The organism is Escherichia sp. KTE114 (assembly GCF_000407765.1).
GTDB classification, from domain to species: domain Bacteria; phylum Pseudomonadota; class Gammaproteobacteria; order Enterobacterales; family Enterobacteriaceae; genus Escherichia; species Escherichia ruysiae.
Window position 1 is genome coordinate 589,504 of the sequence record NZ_KE136626.1, and the last position, 20,027, is coordinate 609,530.

Annotated in this window: 20 protein-coding genes and 1 other RNA gene; 12 read left to right on the forward strand and 9 right to left on the reverse strand. The window is 49.5% G+C overall.

Features of this window, described 5'->3' with window-relative positions:
- Positions 1-13 precede the first annotated feature (13 nt).
- The 4 genes from tdcD to tdcA form a co-directional block, all read right to left on the reverse strand.
- Positions 14-1,222, reverse strand: coding sequence for a propionate kinase (gene tdcD, locus WC5_RS17695; RefSeq protein ID WP_010352086.1), 1,209 nt, complete (start codon positions 1,220-1,222; stop codon positions 14-16).
- Between the two features lie 25 nt (positions 1,223-1,247).
- A complete protein-coding gene (gene tdcC, locus WC5_RS17690) occupies positions 1,248-2,579 on the reverse strand; it encodes a threonine/serine transporter TdcC (protein WP_000107716.1) in 1,332 nt (443 codons plus the stop codon).
- Positions 2,580-2,600: 21 nt separating this feature from the next.
- Complete coding sequence (gene tdcB, locus WC5_RS17685; protein WP_000548355.1) at positions 2,601-3,590, reverse strand: bifunctional threonine ammonia-lyase/L-serine ammonia-lyase TdcB; 990 nt, start codon at positions 3,588-3,590, stop codon at positions 2,601-2,603.
- A gap of 98 nt (positions 3,591-3,688) precedes the next feature.
- Positions 3,689-4,627 (reverse strand): transcriptional regulator TdcA, encoded by a 939-nt coding sequence (tdcA, locus tag WC5_RS17680; RefSeq protein ID WP_000104198.1) that lies wholly within the window; start codon positions 4,625-4,627, stop codon positions 3,689-3,691.
- A 313-nt stretch (positions 4,628-4,940) separates the two neighbouring features.
- On the opposite strand from tdcA, the gene tdcR reads away from it, so the two are divergent.
- Complete coding sequence (gene tdcR, locus WC5_RS0121890) at positions 4,941-5,159, forward strand: transcriptional activator TdcR (protein WP_032159882.1); 219 nt, start codon at positions 4,941-4,943, stop codon at positions 5,157-5,159.
- Between the two features lie 355 nt (positions 5,160-5,514).
- On the opposite strand, the gene rnpB is transcribed toward tdcR, so the two are convergent.
- From rnpB to garL, 4 genes are all read right to left on the reverse strand, one after another.
- Positions 5,515-5,891, reverse strand: an RNA gene (gene rnpB / locus WC5_RS23530) — RNase P RNA component class A.
- 32 nt (positions 5,892-5,923) lie between these two features.
- The gene (gene garK, locus WC5_RS17675) at positions 5,924-7,069 is read right to left on the reverse strand and encodes a glycerate 2-kinase (protein WP_010352085.1); all 1,146 of its coding nucleotides are present in this window, start codon (positions 7,067-7,069) and stop codon (positions 5,924-5,926) included.
- Positions 7,070-7,165: 96 nt separating this feature from the next.
- Positions 7,166-8,056: a 2-hydroxy-3-oxopropionate reductase gene (garR, locus tag WC5_RS17670; protein WP_016231474.1), complete on the reverse strand. Its 891-nt coding sequence runs from the start codon at positions 8,054-8,056 to the stop codon at positions 7,166-7,168.
- Positions 8,057-8,085: 29 nt separating this feature from the next.
- Positions 8,086-8,856, reverse strand: a complete 771-nt coding sequence (gene garL, locus WC5_RS17665; RefSeq protein ID WP_001058059.1) for a 2-dehydro-3-deoxyglucarate aldolase — start codon at positions 8,854-8,856, stop codon at positions 8,086-8,088.
- A 543-nt stretch (positions 8,857-9,399) separates the two neighbouring features.
- Between garL and garD the strand changes: the two genes are divergently transcribed.
- The 3 genes from garD (at position 9,400) to yhaV (ending at position 11,919) form a co-directional block, all read left to right on the forward strand.
- Complete coding sequence (garD, locus tag WC5_RS17660; protein ID WP_001273784.1) at positions 9,400-10,971, forward strand: galactarate dehydratase; 1,572 nt, start codon at positions 9,400-9,402, stop codon at positions 10,969-10,971.
- Between the two features lie 148 nt (positions 10,972-11,119).
- Positions 11,120-11,455, forward strand: a complete 336-nt coding sequence (gene prlF / locus WC5_RS17655; protein WP_016159726.1) for a type II toxin-antitoxin system antitoxin PrlF — start codon at positions 11,120-11,122, stop codon at positions 11,453-11,455.
- Positions 11,455-11,919: a type II toxin-antitoxin system ribonuclease toxin YhaV gene (gene yhaV / locus WC5_RS17650; protein ID WP_000346922.1), complete on the forward strand. Its 465-nt coding sequence runs from the start codon at positions 11,455-11,457 to the stop codon at positions 11,917-11,919. Before prlF ends, yhaV begins: the two co-directional genes overlap by 1 nt.
- A gap of 54 nt (positions 11,920-11,973) precedes the next feature.
- Here yhaV and agaR read toward each other — a convergent pair whose 3' ends face one another.
- Entirely contained in the window at positions 11,974-12,783 is an 810-nt protein-coding gene (gene agaR, locus WC5_RS17645; RefSeq protein WP_000072178.1) for an aga operon transcriptional regulator AgaR, read from the reverse strand.
- A 249-nt stretch (positions 12,784-13,032) separates the two neighbouring features.
- Here agaR and kbaZ point away from each other — a divergent pair, with 249 nt between their 5' ends.
- From kbaZ to agaB, 8 genes are all read left to right on the forward strand, one after another.
- Positions 13,033-14,313 carry a tagatose-bisphosphate aldolase subunit KbaZ gene (gene kbaZ / locus WC5_RS17640; RefSeq protein WP_000876166.1) on the forward strand — a complete coding sequence of 427 codons (1,281 nt, stop codon included), beginning with the start codon at positions 13,033-13,035 and terminating at the stop codon, positions 14,311-14,313.
- 22 nt (positions 14,314-14,335) lie between these two features.
- On the forward strand, positions 14,336-14,809 hold the full coding sequence (agaV, locus tag WC5_RS17635) for a PTS N-acetylgalactosamine transporter subunit IIB (protein WP_010352084.1): 474 nt from the start codon (positions 14,336-14,338) through the stop codon (positions 14,807-14,809).
- A 10-nt stretch (positions 14,810-14,819) separates the two neighbouring features.
- On the forward strand, positions 14,820-15,599 hold the full coding sequence (gene agaW, locus WC5_RS17630; protein WP_000406230.1) for a PTS N-acetylgalactosamine transporter subunit IIC: 780 nt from the start codon (positions 14,820-14,822) through the stop codon (positions 15,597-15,599).
- On the forward strand, positions 15,589-16,467 hold the full coding sequence (gene agaE / locus WC5_RS17625) for a PTS N-acetylgalactosamine transporter subunit IID (protein WP_016231475.1): 879 nt from the start codon (positions 15,589-15,591) through the stop codon (positions 16,465-16,467). The genes agaW and agaE overlap by 11 nt, the downstream gene beginning before the upstream one ends.
- A gap of 17 nt (positions 16,468-16,484) precedes the next feature.
- Positions 16,485-16,919 carry a PTS galactosamine/N-acetylgalactosamine transporter subunit IIA gene (gene agaF, locus WC5_RS17620; protein WP_000948830.1) on the forward strand — a complete coding sequence of 145 codons (435 nt, stop codon included), beginning with the start codon at positions 16,485-16,487 and terminating at the stop codon, positions 16,917-16,919.
- A 430-nt stretch (positions 16,920-17,349) separates the two neighbouring features.
- Entirely contained in the window at positions 17,350-18,504 is a 1,155-nt protein-coding gene (locus WC5_RS17615) for an AgaS family sugar isomerase (protein ID WP_001114848.1), read from the forward strand.
- Positions 18,505-18,516: 12 nt separating this feature from the next.
- On the forward strand, positions 18,517-19,377 hold the full coding sequence (gene kbaY, locus WC5_RS17610) for a tagatose-bisphosphate aldolase subunit KbaY (protein WP_016231476.1): 861 nt from the start codon (positions 18,517-18,519) through the stop codon (positions 19,375-19,377).
- Between the two features lie 165 nt (positions 19,378-19,542).
- On the forward strand, positions 19,543-20,019 hold the full coding sequence (agaB, locus tag WC5_RS17605) for a PTS galactosamine transporter subunit IIB (protein ID WP_000098036.1): 477 nt from the start codon (positions 19,543-19,545) through the stop codon (positions 20,017-20,019).
- The last annotated feature ends 8 nt before the right edge of the window (positions 20,020-20,027 follow it).

The window sequence follows — 20,027 nt, forward strand, 5'->3', positions numbered from 1 at the left end:
TACTTCAACTAAATTATGCAAACTCTGCGGGGGCGTTAACTTTGCCTAAATGAATTGCATCTAAGGCAATCATTTTTTCTTCATTAGTCGGAATAACGGCGCAAATTACGCGCGCATTTTCACTGGAAATAATTCGTTCACCGTAGGAATTAGATTGATTATTCATTTCCACATCAATCTCAACGCCTAATACGGCTAAATGTTCCATGACCAGACGACGAATTAAACTTGAGTTCTCCCCTATTCCACCGGTAAATATAATGCCATCCAGACGATGTAATGAGGCGGCATGTCCGGCAATATGACGGGCAATTCGATGAACAAAAGTTTTAATTGCCAGTTGTGCGCGTTCGTGACCTTCATGCCAGGCTTTTTCCAGAACGCGTAAATCTGAAGACAGACCGGAAATACCTAATAATCCCGACTCTTTATTCACTACGCGTTCCAGATCGCCCAGGCTCTGATTGGTTTGGCTGGCAACCCAGGACATCGCGCCGAAGTCGACATCACCACTGCGCGTCCCCATCATCAACCCTTCCAGCGGCGTCATTCCCATTGAGGTATCTACGCTCTGACCGTTACGAACCGCGCAGATTGACGCGCCATTACCAAGATGCGCCACAACCAGCCCGGAGTCATCTTCCACAAGGTTCAGCAGAGAATGCGCTCGCTGGGAAACATAGCGATGTGACGTGCCGTGGAAACCATAACGGCGCACACCTAACTCTTCATAATATTTCCACGGCAGGCCGTATAAATAAGCCTCTGGTGCCATCGTCTGGTGGAAACTGGTATCAAATACCGCCACCTGAGTTACGCCAGGAAATAATTGCTGCGCCGATTCAATGCCACTTAAATTGGCGTAATTATGCAGCGGAGCCAGTGGAGAAACGCGACGGATATTATCAATGACTTCATCGGTAATAATGGCGGACTCGGTAAAAATACTCCCGCCGTGGGCGATGCGGTGGCCAATTAAAGCCACACTGCCATTTAAATTTCGTTTTTCCAGTTCAAATGCGATTGCTTTCAATGCACCTTCGTAGCTGTGGTGAGCCAGCGGTGCTGGCTCTCCCCCATTTACGGATAAGAATGCATTTTCCGAGTTAATACCGTCGGCAATACCTGACATTAATACTTCACAGTCGCTGGCATCAAGCACGGAAAACTTAATCGAAGACGAACCACAGTTAATAACCAAAACAACCGGAAATTCATTCATCTCTTTTCTCATCCTGAGTTATGGATTAAAACAGTTTGTATACGATGTTCAGGATGGTCAGCAGACCAATCACGGTAACAAACACGTTATCCAGACGACCACGGTATTTCGCCAGAGACGGCGCTTTACGGATGGCGTACATCGGCAACAGGCACAGCAAGGATGCGATAATCGGCGCGCCCATGGCTTCAATCAGATCCAGGATGTTCGGGTTGGCGTAGGCAACAACCCAGGTTGAACCCATGATGAAGATCATGCTGATAGTGTTCAGTTTGCCCGCAGAAACTTTCGTTTTGTCGCCTTTATAACCAAACTTCAGAACCAGGCCGTTCAGACCTTCCAGCGTCCCCAGATAGTGACCGAAGAAAGATTTGAAGATAGCAACCAGCGCGATGATGGACGCCGCATATTCCAGAATAATAGCGAACGTCGTTTTGGTGCCGGTCATGGATGCAAAGTGGTTAGCCAGGTAAGAGAGCACCGGAATGTTCTGCGCTTTTGCTTCCGCCATGTTCGCCGGAGACAGCGTAAACAGGCAGCTGAAGGCAAAGAACATGACCACTGCAACCATCAGCATACTGGCGCGAGAGATGATTTGTGAACATTTCTGCTCAGTGAAGTCGCGACCAAAGTCTTTCTCATACTCTTCACGCTTAGAAACCACGAAAGAAGAGACGATTGGCGAGAAGTTGAAGGAGAAGACCATGATGGAAATCCCCAGCCAGACGGTGATCAGGATACCGTCATGACCAGTTAACGACAGCGCGCCAAGGTCAACTTGATCGATAACCGCAGAGTTCCAGTAAGGGATCAGCGACAGAGAAATCAGCACCAGGCTGGCGATAAAAGGCCATACCAGGTAGCTCATCACTTTAACCATCAGATCCTTACCAAACCAGATGACGAACGCCATCAGCAGCAGCAGGAACAGCGCCACGAAGCCACGGTTCAGCGGCGCAAAGCCGAGCTGGTTTTCCCAGAAGGTCATAAAGGTGTTGGTGATGGTAACGCCATAAATCCACAACAGTGGGCAAATCGCGAAGAAATACAGGAAAGTGATGACCACACCGCCGGTTTTACCAAAGTGCTCTTCTACCGTTTCCGTAATGTTGCCGGAAGGATTAGAGCCAGAGAGACACAGACGCGCCAGCGCCCGGTGGCAATAAAACGCAATCGGGTATGCCAATACCAACATCAGAAGAATCGGGATCAGTCCGCCAAAACCTGCGCGGATAGGGAAGAACAGCACCCCGGCGCCGATTGCCGTACCAAACAAGCCTAACGTCCATGTGGTATCTGATTTACGCCAGGACGATTGTTTTGTCTGGCTGGATACAATGCTATCTGAAGTACTCATATCCTATCCTCAACGAATTAATTAAGCGTCAACGAAACCGGTGATTTGAGAGACGCGAGAAAGATCGATATTACCGCCAGAAATAATACTGACGGTTTTTCTGTTTTGAATATATTGGTCTAATTTACCGCTTAATAATGCAGCACATGCCAGAGCGCCAGCGCCTTCGGTGATGACTTTATTACGCTGAATTAAGGCAACCATACTGTTTCTGATTTCGTCTTCGCTGACCAGCACGATGTCATCGACTAATTCACGAACGATTTCGTAAGTTAAATTACCCGGGCGGGCGACATCACAACCATCCGCCAGGGTGCCGGTAGTTCGGTGCGTGGTTATTTCTCCGGAGTGGAAAGAAGCCGCCATGCCGTGAACGTTTTCTGACTGTACGCCAATAACACGAATGGTAGGGTTAATAGATTTAATTGCCACCGCAATACCTGCAATTAAACCGCCACCGCCAATTGGCACAATGACGTTATCGACATCATAAAGATCTTCCATAATTTCCAGCCCAATGGTCCCCTGACCGGCAATCACTTTCGGATCATCATAAGGTGGAATAAAGATGCGACCTTCCGTTTCGACAATTTCGCTCACTTTGGCGATGGTGTCGTTGAAGTTGTCGCCGTGCAGTACCACTTCAGCAGAGTAGTCACACGTTGCTGCAACTTTGGATTTTGGCGCGCCTTTCGGCATTACAACTTTACCATCAATACCCAACATCGCACAGGAAAGCGAAACCCCTTGCGCGTGGTTCCCTGCTGAACAGGCCACTACACCTTTACGTTTCTCAGCATCAGTTAAGGAGCTTAATTTATTAAATGCGCCACGAATTTTAAATGAACCGGTACGCTGCATGTTTTCAAACTTAAGGAATATTTCACCTTTGCAACGTTCACTAAAATAGTTAGATCGAGGCATTCCTGTTTTATAAATTCGCCCAGCCAGACGTTGTTTTGCTTCAATAATGTCATCAATAGCAACCGGCAGATCGTATGTAATATGCATTATAAAACCTCTTAGCCTGAATTAAATATGTAGGTAACCGTAACCAGCACCTGCAAAAAGGCAGGTGGATTATTTATGTTTAAATAAAAAACAAATAACTAACAAGCTTCTATTAATTGCTTTCGTCTACACCCATTATAAGATGAATATTCTTTGGCTAATTCCACCAAAACCGATGCTGCTTTTTTAATACGATAATTTTTCGACCATACTGCGGCATATTGCGCTACCGGTAATGTTTCCTCAACCGGAATGGTAATAAATTGATTAGAACCAAAAGGTGAAGTCATATCGCAGGGAATCACGGTTAAGAAATCAGCATTGAGAACAAGATTATAAATTGTCACGACTGAGTCGGTTTTAACGATGTTTTCAATACTGATGCCATTTCTTTGTAACGTGGTGAGTAGTTCGCTGTAGTATCCCATATTCGTTTGCGGCAACACCCACTGTTCGTTCTTCAAAGACTCCAGCGTGGTGGTGCCGGTGGATGTTCGGGACTTACTGGCAACCAGCACAAACTCTGACTCGAACAGCGGCTCGACATGCAAATCCTGAAGCTTCATTTCTGCACTTAACGTACCTATCGCAAAATCCAGACGCCCGTCGCGGATAGCCGGTAAGAATGAGGACAATTGCGCTTCATACATTGAGACCTGCGCTTTCGGGAACACCTCTTTGAATTTGTTGATCATCCCGGACATAAAGGTAAAGCCAATCAGCGATGGAAAACCAAATGAGACCTCCACGACTGCATCAGAGGACATACCGCTAATCTCATTAACCATATTTTTCATTTCGCGGGTAATGGATTCGGAGCGTGAGAGCAACAATTGACCAGCTGGCGTCAGCGTTACACCGGTATTTTTCCGCACCACTAATTCCACGCCAAAATAATCTTCGATATCGTTAATGATTTTACTGACCGCTGGTTGAGTTAACCCTAATTCTTTTGCAGCCGAGCCAATAGAGCCACTTCTGATGACTTCCTGAAAGACTACCAGGTGTTGCGTTTTAGGAAGAAGAATAGTGCTCATAACAACCCGCGTTAATTACCTCATTGACGGTATGAAGTGTATCAAAATGCAATGAATAGGATATGTGCGACCACTCACAAATTAACTTTCAATAGTTTTCCAGGCATATCCTTAAAGGCATATAATCATTTAATATCAATGAGTTATATAAATAAAATCAACACAAAGGCTGACTTTTATCAAAAAAACAAGGGGGGATAACCATATTTTATGGCGATAACGGCGCACTTAATTTTTGTTATTAAAAAATGCTCTTAGACGATATTTCAAGCAATTATCGTGTATTTCGCAGACGAATTTTAAGTTAAATTTAATGAGCAAGTTATCAAATTTTATTATAAATAAATCATTTCCACAGATAAATAATGCGGTACGTCACATTTTTTTTCGCCATTTGTTGGAGATAGAACATTTATTTTATCAATATTTTAAAATTTCGAATACAGATATTGATCATCTCGAACAATTGATTAACGTCAATCATTGTCTCTTTTGCAGAACGTCATTTTGTGAATGCAATCGTTTTCCATGATTTATTGTCGCATTCCGGTTGCGGAACAGCATTTTGTGTTGAGGATCACAAAACTAATAATTGCAATTCGCAAGTAAGCTATCAGAAGAGAGCACAGGGTGACTAAAAAGAGTGTTTATATTGAACCAACAGGCCGCTTTCTTTTGGGTATAGCGTCGTGGATAGTCATTCATCTTTCCGCCTGCTCCAAAAGCAAAAACCCGCCAGTCTGCACTGGCGGGTTTTCGTTAAAACAGGTGAAACTGACCGATAAGCCGCTTTCTTTTGGGTATAGTGTCGTGGACAGTCATTCATCTTTCCGCTCGCTTCAAAAGCAAAAACCCGCCAGTTTTGCACTGGCGGGTTTCTGTTGAAGAGGTGAAACTGACCGATAAGCCGGGTTCTGTCGTGGACAGTCATTCATCTAGGCCAGCAATCGCTCACTGGCTCAAGCAGCCTACCCGGGTTCAGTACGGGCCGTACCTTATGAACCCCTATTTGGCCTTGCTCCGGGTGGAGTTTACCGTGCCACGGACTGTTACCAGCCGCGCGGTGCGCTCTTACCGCACCCTTTCACCCTTACCTGATCCCACTTGCGTGAGCCATCGGCGGTTTGCTCTCTGTTGCACTGGTCGTGGGTTTCCCCCCCAGGCGTTACCTGGCACCCTGCCCTATGGAGCCCGGACTTTCCTCCCCTCCGCCCGTCTCCCCCGAAGAGGACGACGACGAAGCGGCGACTGTCTGGTCAGCTTCGGCGCGCAGTATAGAGGGTTTGCGCGCCCTTGTCACCCCGCGTCGCGCATTCCAATCGCCAGCGTCGCGGCGATATTGCGCGAAGCACGGTAAATATTGTCATAAGCCCCGCTGAAAGCTTCATCCAGCGTAACAATACTGTTCAACACGCTGAATACAGCATCGATGCCATGCTGATGCACAACGCCGACATCCTTCGTCAGACTACCCGCAATACCAATTACCGGTTTATTGTATTTCTTCGCGACGTTCGCTACGCCAATCGGCACTTTGCCGTGAATGCTCTGGCTATCGATGCGACCTTCTCCGGTGATCACCAACGAGCAATCATGAATATGTTCTTCCAGATTGAGCGCCGTCGTCACAATTTCAATGCCGCTCTTTAGCTCTGCGCCAAGAAACGCCATTAGCGCCGCACCCATGCCGCCTGCCGCCCCTGCACCAGGAACGTTTTTCACATCAACATGCAGCGATTTTTTGATGACATCAGCATAGTGAGAGAGATTCCTGTCCAGCTCGATAATCGTGGCCTCATTAGCCCCTTTTTGCGGGCCAAAGATACGCGAAGCACCGTTATCGCCCACCAGCGGATTAGTGACATCGCAGGCGACGCGAATAGCGCAATCTTTTAAACGCGGCTCGAGGCCGGAAATATCAATATCATTCAGGGTATTAAGACTGCCACCGCCAAAACCGATTTCATTACCGTTGACATCGCTTAACTTCGCCCCCAGCGCCTGCATCATCCCCGCGCCGCCGTCGTTGGTGGCACTGCCGCCGATGCCAATAATAATGCTGGTCGCGCCACTCTCCAGCGCCTGTAAAATTAACTCCCCCGTGCCGCGAGAAGTCGTCACCAACGGATCACGCTTTTCCGACGGTACTAACGCCAGCCCACTGGCCGCCGCCATTTCAATAAACGCGGTTTTACCATCGCCAGAGATCCCCCAACTGGCATTCACCTTTTCGCCCAGTGGCCCTGTAACCCAGGCGTGACGTTCGAAACCCTGGGTGGCTGCAATCATCGCTTCCACTGTTCCTTCGCCGCCATCAGCAACCGGAACCGAAACGTACTGTGCATCAGGAAAAATTTCCCGAAATCCTTTTTCTATCGCCTGCGCAACCTCGCTGGCAGATAAACTTTCTTTATAAGAGTCTGGGGCGATTACGATTTTCATACCTGTGCCTGTTACCACATGACGCCGGAGGGCGTTTCTCTTATTCGGCCTGGATTCCAGACCCGGATTGCAATACGCCATCCGGGCGCGACGCCATTAACGAGTAACTTCGACTTTTGCCAGTTTTTCGTAGTAGCACGCCAGGGCGCTATGATCCGCCGTTCCCAAACCATCGGCACGCAGTGCCTGCATCATCTCCATAACCGCAGCAGTTAGCGGCAATTGCGCACCAACGCCGTGAGAGGTATCCAGCGCATTCGCCAGATCTTTAATATGCAGATCAATACGGAAGCCTGGCTTGAAGTTTCTGTCCATGACCATCGGCGCTTTAGCATCAAGAACGGTACTGCCAGCCAGCCCACCGCGAATTGCCTGATACACCAACTCCGGGTTAACGCCCGCTTTGGTTGCCAGCGTTAACGCTTCTGACATCGCGGCAATATTCAGCGCCACAATGACCTGATTTGCCAGTTTGGTGACGTTACCTGCACCGATCTCCCCGGTATGCACCACGGAACCCGCCATCGCTTTCATCAAATCATAGTATTTGTCGAAAATAGCCTTGTCGCCGCCCACCATCACTGACAGCGTACCGTCGATGGCTTTCGGTTCACCGCCGCTCACCGGGGCGTCCAGCATATCAATACCTTTCGCTTTCAGTGCTTCGCTGATTTCACGGCTTGCCAGCGGAGCGATTGAACTCATATCGATCAATACCGTACCTGGCTTCGCGCCTTCAATGATGCCATTTTCACCCAGCGCCACCTCTTTCACATGAGGGGAGTTTGGCAGCATGGTTATGATGACGTCGCACTGTTCAGCGATAGTTTTAGCCGTAGACGCTGTTTCTGCGCCTGCGGCAATCACTTCAGCAATGGCTTCAGGGTTACGGTCAGCAACCACCAGCGAGTAACCTGCTTTCAGGAGGTTTTTACTCATTGGTTTACCCATAATACCCAGGCCAATAAAACCAACTTTCATAGTCATATCAATCATCTCTCTTGTTGCGGTGGTGGTTATTTTTTAAAGGTATCTGCCAATTTCTGCGTGGCGGAACGGAATACGCCGAGATCGCTGCCGACGGCCACAAACGTAGCGCCCCATTCCAGATAACGACGCGCATCGGCCTCGACAGGGGCAAGGATGCCGCAGGGTTTGCCGTTGGCTCTGGCGCGATTAAAAATATGTTGAATCGCTTTTTGCACATCCGGATGTGACGCATTGCCGAGATGACCTAATGCCGCCGCCAGATCGCTGGGGCCAACGAAGATACCGTCAACGCCTTCAGTTGCGGCGATAGCATCAACGTTATCAACGCCTTGCTGGCTTTCGATTTGCACCAGAATGGTGATGTTCTTATTCGACTGAGCGAAGTAATCCACCACGGTGCCAAACATATTGGCGCGGTGAGAAACGGACACGCCGCGAATACCTTCTGGTGGATAACGGGTAGATGCCACCGCCTGCACTGCTTCTTCTTTCGTTTCGACAAAGGGGATCAGGAAGTTATAAAAACCGATATCCAGCAGACGCTTAATAATTACCGGTTCGTTGGTCGGTACACGCACCACTGGCGCGCTGACACTCCCCTTCAGAGCCATCAACTGAGGAATGAACGTGGAGATATCGTTTGGCGCATGTTCGCCATCCAGCACCAGCCAGTCAAAGCCAGCTAAACCAAGAACTTCAGTGCTAATTGGGTTAGAAAGTGCTGACCAGCAGCCAATCTGTACCTGTTTCGCTGCCAACGCGGCTTTGAACTTATTTGGGAAAATATCGTTATTCATCGCTTATACCTTTGCTTATTTCTGCAATTCCATACGTTTAATGTCGCCAGTCAGGCTTCCCGGTGCAGTATTGAAAGAGGGCAATCTCTTCGATGACAATAAAAATAGGCAGTAAGATTAAAAAGGCACATGCGTTCCTTATTCAGCAATCCCACTAATTATGTTTATATTCCGTCGATAGCAAAAAGGTCAGTGCTATTTATTAAATATTCTCTTAACGAATATTGACCCTGTTCAATAATAAATCTGTTTTCGACAATGAGTATAATCAGACCAGAAATAATAGGCATTGTGCAAATGCTCATTATGATTGCCTGATATAAATATTATTTTGAGCATATGCCTATCACGCTGCGTGCCAATGCACATATTTACGCTTTGCCGGCCCCAGTCGCCCTGCTATCACGATAATTAGTGATGTTGATCACATACTGACTTTTCATCTCCTGACACTCTTATTCCATCTCACAGATGAAATTATTTCTGTCATCAGAATCACTCAACATAAATTTATTATTACCAGCGACCGGAGAAAACGGGATAATGGCCAACATCGAAATCAGGCAAGAAACGCCGACTGCGTTTTATATAAAAGTTCACGACACAGATAATGTGGCAATTATTGTTAATGATAATGGCCTGAAAGCAGGAACACGTTTCCCGGACGGACTGGAATTAATTGAACATATACCCCAGGGGCATAAAGTCGCATTAGTTGATATCCCTGCGAATAGCGAAATTATTCGTTACGGTGAAGTGATTGGTTATGCCGTGCGCGCAATCCCACGCGGAAGTTGGATCGACGAATCAATGGTCGTACTGCCGGAAGCGCCGCCGTTACACACGCTGCCACTGGCAACTAAAGTGCCGGCCCCCTTACCGCCGCTTGAAGGTTATACCTTTGAAGGCTATCGCAATGCCGATGGCAGCGTGGGTACCAAAAACCTGCTCGGCATCACCACCAGCGTGCATTGTGTGGCAGGTGTTGTCGATTATGTGGTGAAAATTATTGAACGCGACCTGCTGCCGAAATACCCGAACGTCGATGGTGTGGTGGGGCTGAATCACCTGTACGGTTGTGGCGTGGCGATTAACGCTCCGGCGGCGGTGGTGCCTATTCGTACCATTCACAACATTTCGCTGAACCCAAACTTTGGCGGCGAGGTGATGGTGATCGGTCTGGGTTGCGAGAAATTGCAGCCTGAACGCCTGCTGGTCGGCACGGATGATGTACAAAGCATTCCGCTGGAGAACGCCAGTATTGTCAGCTTGCAGGATGAAAAGCATGTCGGTTTTCAGTCCATGGTCGAGGATATTTTGCAGGTTGCCGAGCACCACCTGCACAAATTAAATCAACGGCAGCGAGAAACCTGTCCGGCTTCAGAACTGGTTGTCGGTATGCAGTGCGGCGGCAGCGATGCGTTTTCTGGTGTAACGGCAAACCCGGCAGTGGGCTATGCATCTGATCTACTGGTGCGCTGCGGCGCAACGGTGATGTTCTCAGAAGTAACGGAAGTGCGTGACGCGATCCATCTGCTGACACCGCGCGCTATTAATGAAGAGGTCGGCAAGCGCCTGCTGGATGAGATGGAGTGGTACGACAACTATCTTGATATGGGAAAAACCGACCGCAGCGCCAACCCTTCGCCGGGCAACAAGAAAGGCGGTCTGGCAAACGTGGTGGAAAAGGCACTCGGCTCCATTGCCAAATCGGGTAAAAGCGCGATTGTTGAAGTGCTGTCACCCGGTCAGCGTCCGACCAAACGCGGATTAATTTACGCCGCGACGCCAGCCAGCGATTTCGTCTGTGGCACCCAACAGGTGGCTTCAGGGATTACCGTGCAAGTATTTACCACCGGTCGCGGCACACCATACGGTCTGATGGCAGTGCCGGTCATTAAAATGGCAACCCGCACCGAACTGGCGAACCGCTGGTTTGATTTGATGGATATTAATGCGGGCACTATCGCCACCGGCGAAGAGACCATTGAAGAGGTGGGCTGGAAGCTGTTCCACTTTATTCTTGACGTCGCCAGCGGGAAGAAGAAAACCTTCTCGGATCAATGGGGACTGCATAACCAACTAGCAGTATTTAACCCGGCACCGGTGACCTGATTTCTTTTGGAACGCGCCTCGCAAAACATGGCCTTAGTGCCATGTTTTTATTGTTTCAAGTCCCCTCATCCATTAATAATGCATTTGCATTACCTTAGTTGAAGATTATAATTTGAGCAGAAAAAAGGCTGTAAAAGGACAGTGAACAATGCCCGCAAATGCTCGCTCTAACGCTGTACTGACCACTGAATCAAAGGTCACGATACGCGGACAAACAACTATCCCCGCGCCAGTGCGTGAGGCCTTAAAACTGAAGCCAGGCCTGGACAGCATTCATTACGAAATCCTGCCTGGTGGGCAAGTATTTATGTGCCGTGTGGGAGATGAACAGGAGGATCATACTATGAATGCATTTTTGCGTTTTCTGGATGCAGATATCCAGAACAACCCGCAAAAAACCCGTCCATTCGAAATTCAACAAGGAAAAAGACTTGTCGCTGGCATGGACGTCAACATTGATGATGAGATTGGCGACGACGAATAATGGATTTTCTACAAAGGGTTAATGGTTGGGCGCTATATGCTCATCCCTGCTTTCAGGAAACCTACGACGCTTTAGTTGCCGAAGTTGAGACATTAAAGGGAAAAGATCCTGAAAATTATCAGAAAAAATCCGCCACAAAGTTATTGGCGGTAGTACATAAAGTTATTGAGGAGCATATCACGGTCAATCCATCATCACCGGCATTCCGTCATGGCAATTCGTTAGGCTCAGGGAAAAATAAAGACTGGTCACGGGTAAAATTTGGCGCTGGTCGTTATCGTCTCTTCTTTCGTTATAGCGAAAAAGAGAAAGTCATCATTCTTGGATGGATGAACGATGAAAACACGCTGCGCACCTACGGTAAAAAAACAGATGCCTATACCGTATTCAGCAAAATGTTAAAAAGAGGACATCCTCCTGCCGACTGGGAAACCCTCACCAGAGAGACTGAAGAAACCCATTGATGGTGTTCACAATGCCCGCCGAACGCATCCGTTTTGACCAGCGGGCACCATTTCTCACTCCCCGACCAGAATCACCTCAACCCCAGCCTTTCGCAGCCCTTCCAGACTATCCGCAGGAATGCCTTCATCGACAATGATCATGTCGATCCGTTGAGTATCGATGATCTTATGTAAACTGGAGCGGTTGAACTTACTGGAATCGGTGACCACGATGATCCGTTCCGCAACTTCGCACATCCGGCGGTTTAAACGAGCTTCATCTTCATTATGCGTACTGACGCCGCGCTCCAGATCGATAGCGTCTACGCCGAGAAACAGCATATCGAAGTGGTAATTTTGCAGCGATTGTTCAGCCTGATCGCCGTAAAAAGATTGCGACTGGCGGCGCAGATGCCCTCCGGTCATCAGCAGTTCAACGCCCTCCGCTTCCAGCAAAGCATTCGCCACGTTCATACCATTGGTCATCGCAATCACATCGGTGTGCTTGCGCATCAGACGGGCAATCTCAAAGGTGGTGGTTCCGGAATCGAGGATCACCCGATGACCTGGCTTAATCAACTCAACGGCAGCTTTCGCAACGCTGCGTTTCATCGCCGTGTTCAGCGCGCTTTTATCTTCTACCGAAGGCTCGACTGACGGCGTCGAGCCATCGCAGATCAGCGCGCCGCCGTAGGCACGCACGGCAATCCCCTGTTTTTCCAGAAACGCCAGATCGTTGCGGATTGTCACAGTAGATACACCATACAATGCCGACAGATCGTTAACCTGCACACTCCCTTGCTGACGCAGGCGCTGAATGATCTGCTCTCTTCGCTCGCTGGTGCCAGTCACTCGCTTCTCACCTGATGCGTCGGTATTACTCATAGTAAATCCTTTCGTAAATCTTTCGTTTCATTTCGTTTTTCTTATTAACGCCTTTCTATTAACCAAATGCAAGCCCACATTGCCTATTGACGTAAGCGACTCTTGTTTCAGTAACTTTCATTATGTTTCTTTTGTGAATCAGATCAGAAAACCATTACCTTTCGTTTTATTTTTACCTCACCATGGCGCAGTATAAATTGAAACAAAACGAAAGATTAACAATGGCAATTATTTGGTCTGGAGAAGAAAGTGAAATATCTGATAGAAATGGTGAGACAGCACAAAGAGGGCAAAACAAATGGGATTTATGCCGTTTGCTCCGCACATCCGCTAGTGCTGGAAGCGGCCATCCACTATGCCTTCGCAAACCAAACGCCGTTACTGATTGAAGCAACCTCCAATCAGGTGGATCAGTTCGGCGGTTATACCGGAATGACGCCCGCCGATTTTCGCGGCTTTGTTTGCCAGCTTGCCGACTCGCTGAATTTCCCGCAAAACGCGTTGATTCTCGGTGGCGACCATCTGGGGCCAAACCGCTGGCAGAATCTGCCTGCCGCTCAGGCGATGGCCAATGCCGATGATTTGATTAAAAGCTACGTCGCGGCGGGGTTCAAAAAAATCCATCTTGATTGCAGCATGTCCTGTCAGGGCGATCCGGTTCCCTTAACCGATGACATCGTGGCTGAACGCGCTGCCCGTCTGGCAAAAGTCGCGGAAGAAACCTGCCGCGAACACTTTGGCGAGACCGATCTGGTGTATGTCATCGGCACCGAAGTTCCGGTGCCCGGCGGCGCTCATGAAACCTTAAGCGAACTGGCGGTTACCACGCCGGATGCCGCCCGCGCCACGCTGGAAGCCCATCGTCACGCCTTTGAAAAACAAGGTCTGAATGCCCTGTGGCCACGCATCATTGCCCTGGTGGTACAACCCGGCGTCGAATTCGATCACACCAACGTTATTGATTATCAGCCCGCAAAAGCGACCGCCTTAAGCCAGATGGTCGAAAACTACCAAACGCTGATTTTCGAAGCTCACTCTACCGATTATCAAACGCCGCCATCACTACGCCAGTTGGTAATCGACCACTTTGCCATTCTGAAAGTTGGCCCGGCGCTGACCTTCGCCCTACGTGAAGCCCTGTTTTCTCTGGCGGCGATTGAAGAAGAACTGGTGCCAGCGAAAGCCTGTTCCAGTCTGCGTCAGGTCCTGGAAAACGTGATGCTTGACCGTCCGGAATACTGGCAAAGCCACTACCACGGTGACGGCAACGCACGTCGTCTGGCACGCGGTTACAGCTACTCAGATCGTGTGCGCTACTACTGGCCGGACAGCCAGATTGATGACGCTTTCGCCCATCTGGTTCGTAACCTGGCGGATGCGCCAATTCCGCTACCGCTCATCAGCCAGTATCTGCCGCTGCAATACGTCAAAGTTCGCTCCGGCGAGCTACAGCCAACGCCGAGGGCGCTCATTATCAACCATATTCAGGACATCCTGGCGCAGTACCACACAGCCTGTGGAGGCCAATAACCAAAACAAAGAGGAACACGCTATGCCAAATATTGTTTTAAGCCGGATCGATGAACGCTTGATTCACGGTCAGGTCGGCGTTCAGTGGGTCGGATTTGCGGGGGCAAATCTGGTTCTGGTAGCCAATGACGAGGTAGCCGAAGATCCGGTACAACAAAACCTGATGGAAATGGTACTGGCAGAAGGGATCGCTGTGCGTTTCTGGTCGTTGCAGAAAGTGATCGACAACATCCATCGCGCCGCTGAACGGCAGAAAATCCTGCTGGTTTGCAAAACACCAGCCGATTTCCTGACGCTGGTGAAAGGTGGTGTCCCGGTGAGTCGCATTAATGTTGGCAATATGCATTACGCCAATGGCAAGCAACAAATCGCCAAAACGGTTTCTGTAGATGCGGGTGATATCGCGGCGTTTAACGATCTGAAAACCGCCAGAGTGGAATGCTTCGTTCAGGGCGTCCCGACAGAACCTGCTGTGGAGCTCTTTAAATTACTTTGAGGGATTCATCATGGAAATCAGTCTGTTGCAGGCATTCGTGTTGGGCATTCTCGCCTTTATCGCTGGCCTGGATATGTTTAACGGCTTAACCCATATACACCGCCCGGTGGTTCTTGGGCCGTTGGTTGGGCTGGTACTTGGCGATCTACATACCGGTATTTTAACCGGCGGTACGCTGGAACTGGTATGGATGGGGCTGGCTCCGCTGGCTGGCGCACAGCCGCCTAACGTCATTATCGGTACTATCGTCGGTACGGCATTTGCTATTACCACCGGCGTGAAACCCGATGTCGCAGTCGGTGTCGCCGTGCCTTTCGCCGTCGCGGTACAGATGGGGATTACCTTCCTGTTCTCGGTGATGTCTGGCGTAATGTCCCGTTGTGACCGGATGGCGGAAAATGCCGATACACGCGGCATTGAGCGAGTGAACTATCTGGCACTGCTGGCGCTCGGCACCTTCTATTTTCTTTGTGCTTTCCTGCCGATTTACTTCGGCGCGGAACATGCCAAAACCATCATTGATGTCCTGCCGCAACGGTTAATCGACGGCCTTGGCGTCGCAGGCGGCATCATGCCAGCAATCGGTTTTGCCGTGCTGCTGAAAATCATGATGAAAAACGTTTACATCCCCTACTTCATCCTGGGCTTTGTTGCCGCCGCCTGGCTCAAGTTACCGGTGCTGGCTATTGCTGCCGCCGCGCTGGCTATGGCGCTGATCGACCTACTACGTAAATCTCCTGAACCGACTCAACCTGCGGCACAGAAAGAGGAATTTGAAGATGGCATCTAATCAAACGACCTTGCCGAACGTCAGTGAAAACGAAGAAACACTGCTGACTGGCGTCAATGAAAACGTATATGAAGATCAGAGCATTGGCGCAGAGCTGACGAAAAAAGATATCAACCGCGTCGCCTGGCGTTCCATGCTGTTACAGGCTTCGTTCAACTACGAACGTATGCAGGCTTCCGGCTGGCTGTACGGTCTGCTGCCTGCACTGAAAAAGATCCACACCAATAAACGCGACCTGGCGCGTGCCATGAAAGGCCATATGGGCTTTTTCAATACTCACCCGTTTCTGGTGACGTTTGTTATCGGCATTATCCTCGCGATGGAACGCTCAAAACAGGACGTGAACAGTATTCAGAGCACCAAGATTGCCGTTGGTGCGCCGCTCGGCGGGATTGGCGATGCGATGTTCTGGCTGACGCTGCTGCCAATTTGCGGCGGGATTGGCGCCAGTCTGGCGCTGCAAGGCTCCATTCTCGGCGCTGTGGTATTTATCGTGTTATTCAACGTGGTGCATCTCGGTCTGCGTTTTGGTCTTGCGCATTACGCTTATCGAATGGGCGTCGCGGCGATCCCGCTGATTAAAGCGAATACCAAAAAAGTCGGTCATGCCGCGTCTATCGTCGGGATGACGGTGATCGGCGCGCTGGTAGCAACCTATGTCCGATTAAGCACCACGCTGGAAATCACGGCGGGCGACGCAGTGGTTAAGCTACAGACTGACGTTATCGACAAACTGATGCCTGCCTTCTTGCCGCTGGTCTATACCCTGACCATGTTCTGGCTGGTACGTCGCGGCTGGAGTCCGCTGCGCCTGATTGCAATCACTGTGGTTCTCGGCATCGTCGGTAAATTCTGTCATTTCCTTTAAATACAATGAGGTATTAGATGTTAAGTATTATTTTGACAGGGCATGGCGGATTTGCCAGCGGCATGGAAAAAGCAATGAAGCAAATCCTCGGTGAGCAATCGCAGTTTATCGCCATTGATTTTCCAGAAACCTCAAGCACTGCGCTGCTTACATCGCAGCTTGAAGAGGCTATCGCCCAACTGGATTGTGAAGACGGCATTGTTTTTCTGACGGATTTGCTGGGAGGCACGCCGTTTCGCGTAGCTTCAACGCTGGCGATGCAAAAACCGGGATGTGAAGTGATTACCGGCACTAATTTGCAACTATTACTGGAAATGGTGCTGGAGCGCGAAGGGTTAAGCAGCGAAGAATTCCGCGTGCAGGCGCTGGAGTGCGGACACCGTGGGCTGACCAGTCTGGTGGACGAATTAGGTCGCTACCATAAAGAATGTCCGGTCGAGGAAGGAATATAAGGTAAACGCCCCGCCGCTGTTGGTAAAAGACAGTGAATGGCGTTTTACACTTTCGTTTCTTTATCTGGCTTTCACTTCCCCCACGAGGCCATTTTTTTCTTTTGTTTTGACTTTTGCACCGGTGTCGGATGCGACGCTGACGCGTCTTATTCGACCTACGGCTGGGCAGGTGGCAGCCTGGCTGGATCAGGCGTTTACGTCGCATCCGGCAATCGGTGCAAATATCCCCCCATCACGCAATACCTTTATCTTCCCTTGTCTTTTCTTTCAACGATCACAAATTTCGTTTTATTTCTTTCTTCATCATTGAACTTTCAGTTTATTTTCTATAAATTTTAATCAACGAAAGACATCACAAAGTGAAATGAAACGAAAGGCAAGCGAAAGCGATAATGCCAGACGTCAAGTTCATCAAACTAAGGATTGAGTTATGCCAGAAAATTACCCCCCTGCGACCACCACCACCGGCACATGGACTGAAGAAGAGATCCGCCATCAGCCTCGCGCGTGGCTTCGTTCGCTCGCCAACATTGACGCGCTACGTTCCGCGCTCAACAGTTTCCTTGCACCGTTACTGCGCAAAGAGGATCTGCGGATAATCCTGACCGGAGCCGGAACCTCGGCATTTATCGGTGACATCATCGCGCCGTGGCTCACCAGCCATACCGGCAAAAACTTCAGCGCCATACCAACCACCGATCTGGTTACCAATCCAATGGACTATCTGAATCCAGCGCATCCGCTGCTGTTGATCTCCTTCGGTCGATCCGGCAATAGCCCGGAAAGCGTCGCCGCCGTGAAACTGGCAAATAAGTTTGTACCGGAGTGCTATCACCTGCCGATCACCTGCAATGAAGCGGGCGCTCTCTATCAAAACGCGATCAACAGCGATAACGCGTTTGCCCTACTGATGCCCGCAGAAACGCACGATCGCGGCTTTGCGATGACCAGCAGTATTACCACCATGATGGCCAGCTGCCTCGCGGTTTTCGCACCTGAGATGATCAACAGCCAGACCTTCCGCGATGTGGCGGATCGTTGCCAGGCGATCCTGACCTCGCTCGGCGATTTCAGCGAAGGCGTGTTTGGTTACGCGCCGTGGAAGCGGATCGTTTATCTCGGCAGCGGTGGCTTACAGGGCGCGGCACGCGAGTCGGCGCTGAAAGTGCTGGAACTGACAGCGGGTAAACTGGTGGCCTTTTATGATTCCCCGACCGGATTCCGTCATGGCCCGAAATCACTGGTCGATGACGAAACGCTGGTGGTGGTGTTTGTCTCCAGCCACCCCTACACCCGTCAGTATGATCTTGATCTGCTGGCAGAACTCCGCCGCGATAACCAGGCAATGCACGTGATCGCCATCGCCGCTGAAAGCAACGACACTATCGCCGCCGGCCCGCATATCATCCTGCCGCCTTCCCGTCACTTTATCGACGTTGAGCAGGCATTTTGCTTCCTGATGTACGCCCAGACGTTTGCACTGATGCAGTCGCTACATATGGGCAATACGCCGGATTCCCCATCAGCCAGTGGCACCGTAAACCGCGTGGTGCAAGGCGTAATTATTCATCCGTGGCAGGCATAAGAGGATCGCATTATGAGCATTATCTCCACCAAATATCTGTTACAAGACGCCCAGGCCAATGGCTACGCGGTGCCTGCGTTTAACATCCATAACGCCGAGACGATCCAGGCGATCCTCGAAGTGTGCAGTGAAATGCGATCGCCGGTGATCCTCGCCGGGACGCCTGGCACCTTTAAACATATCGCGCTGGAAGAGATCTACGCCCTGTGTAGCGCCTATTCCATAACTTACAACATGCCGCTGGCGCTGCATCTCGACCACCACGAATCGCTCGATGATATTCGCCGTAAAGTCCACGCTGGCGTGCGCAGCGCGATGATCGACGGCAGTCACTTCCCGTTTGCTGAAAACGTAAAACTGGTGAAATCGGTTGTCGACTTCTGCCACTCGCTGGATTGCAGTGTGGAAGCCGAACTGGGCCGTCTGGGAGGCGTGGAAGATGATATGAGTGTTGACGCAGAAAGCGCGTTCCTCACCGACCCACAAGAAGCCAGACGCTTTGTCAAACAGACTGGCGTCGACAGCCTGGCGGTAGCGATTGGTACGGCGCATGGCCTGTACAGAAAAATACCGAAAATTGATTTTCAGCGGCTGGCGGAAATTCGTGAAATGGTAGACATCCCTCTGGTACTGCATGGCGCCAGCGATGTCCCGGATGAATTTGTTCGCTGGACTATTAAACTGGGTGTGACGAAAGTTAATGTCGCAACAGAATTAAAAATAGCCTTCGCCGGCGCGGTTAAAGCCTGGTTTGCAGAAAACCCGCAGGGTAATGATCCGCGCTATTATATGCGCGTCGGCATGGATGCAATGAAAGAAGTGGTCAGAAATAAAATTAATGTCTGTGGTTCAGCAAATCGCATTTCAGCATAATCATTAATTTTATAAAATTTATTAATAAGTACTGCTCGACTAATATCGGGTAGTGCCTTAATGGCAAAGGAAATGAGTAAACCGTAATAAATACATCAGTACAATATCGCAACGATAATATATTTTAAAATTATATTATTCAATTTTTATGGTGAGGATTACATAATGAGCAGTCCAAATATTCTCTTAACCCGTATTGATAACCGTCTGGTTCATGGCCAGGTTGGCGTGACCTGGACATCCACCATCGGTGCGAATCTGCTGGTGGTCGTGGATGATGTTGTCGCTAACGATGATATTCAGCAGAAACTGATGGGTATTACTGCGGAAACCTACGGCTTTGGTATCCGCTTCTTTACTGTCGAAAAAACCATTAACGTCATCGGCAAAGCAGCGCCACATCAGAAGATTTTTCTGATTTGCCGTACGCCGCAAACGGTACGTAAATTGGTCGAGGGTGGTATTGACCTGAAAGATGTCAACGTCGGCAATATGCATTTCTCGGAAGGGAAAAAGCAAATAAGTAGTAAAGTTTATGTCGATGACCAGGATCTCACGGACTTACGCTTTATTAAACAACGCGGCGTGAATGTTTTTATTCAGGACGTCCCGGGCGATCAAAAAGAACAAATCCCTGACTAAATCTAACA

What these genes read in the sequence shown, in the direction of transcription:
- tdcD (WP_010352086.1), bottom strand. Translation starts at nt 1,222, where the DNA reads ATGAATGAATTTCCGGTTGTTTTGGTTATTAACTGTGGTTCGTCTTCG.
- tdcC (WP_000107716.1), bottom strand. Translation starts at nt 2,579, where the DNA reads ATGAGTACTTCAGATAGCATTGTATCCAGCCAGACAAAACAATCGTCC.
- tdcB (WP_000548355.1), bottom strand. Translation starts at nt 3,590, where the DNA reads ATGCATATTACATACGATCTGCCGGTTGCTATTGATGACATTATTGAA.
- tdcA (WP_000104198.1), bottom strand. Translation starts at nt 4,627, where the DNA reads ATGAGCACTATTCTTCTTCCTAAAACGCAACACCTGGTAGTCTTTCAG.
- tdcR (WP_032159882.1), top strand. Translation starts at nt 4,941, where the DNA reads ATGAGCAAGTTATCAAATTTTATTATAAATAAATCATTTCCACAGATA.
- garK (WP_010352085.1), bottom strand. Translation starts at nt 7,069, where the DNA reads ATGAAAATCGTAATCGCCCCAGACTCTTATAAAGAAAGTTTATCTGCC.
- garR (WP_016231474.1), bottom strand. Translation starts at nt 8,056, where the DNA reads ATGACTATGAAAGTTGGTTTTATTGGCCTGGGTATTATGGGTAAACCA.
- garL (WP_001058059.1), bottom strand. Translation starts at nt 8,856, where the DNA reads ATGAATAACGATATTTTCCCAAATAAGTTCAAAGCCGCGTTGGCAGCG.
- garD (WP_001273784.1), top strand. Translation starts at nt 9,400, where the DNA reads ATGGCCAACATCGAAATCAGGCAAGAAACGCCGACTGCGTTTTATATA.
- prlF (WP_016159726.1), top strand. Translation starts at nt 11,120, where the DNA reads ATGCCCGCAAATGCTCGCTCTAACGCTGTACTGACCACTGAATCAAAG.
- yhaV (WP_000346922.1), top strand. Translation starts at nt 11,455, where the DNA reads ATGGATTTTCTACAAAGGGTTAATGGTTGGGCGCTATATGCTCATCCC.
- agaR (WP_000072178.1), bottom strand. Translation starts at nt 12,783, where the DNA reads ATGAGTAATACCGACGCATCAGGTGAGAAGCGAGTGACTGGCACCAGC.
- agaV (WP_010352084.1), top strand. Translation starts at nt 14,336, where the DNA reads ATGCCAAATATTGTTTTAAGCCGGATCGATGAACGCTTGATTCACGGT.
- agaW (WP_000406230.1), top strand. Translation starts at nt 14,820, where the DNA reads ATGGAAATCAGTCTGTTGCAGGCATTCGTGTTGGGCATTCTCGCCTTT.
- agaE (WP_016231475.1), top strand. Translation starts at nt 15,589, where the DNA reads ATGGCATCTAATCAAACGACCTTGCCGAACGTCAGTGAAAACGAAGAA.
- agaF (WP_000948830.1), top strand. Translation starts at nt 16,485, where the DNA reads ATGTTAAGTATTATTTTGACAGGGCATGGCGGATTTGCCAGCGGCATG.
- WC5_RS17615 (WP_001114848.1), top strand. Translation starts at nt 17,350, where the DNA reads ATGCCAGAAAATTACCCCCCTGCGACCACCACCACCGGCACATGGACT.
- kbaY (WP_016231476.1), top strand. Translation starts at nt 18,517, where the DNA reads ATGAGCATTATCTCCACCAAATATCTGTTACAAGACGCCCAGGCCAAT.
- agaB (WP_000098036.1), top strand. Translation starts at nt 19,543, where the DNA reads ATGAGCAGTCCAAATATTCTCTTAACCCGTATTGATAACCGTCTGGTT.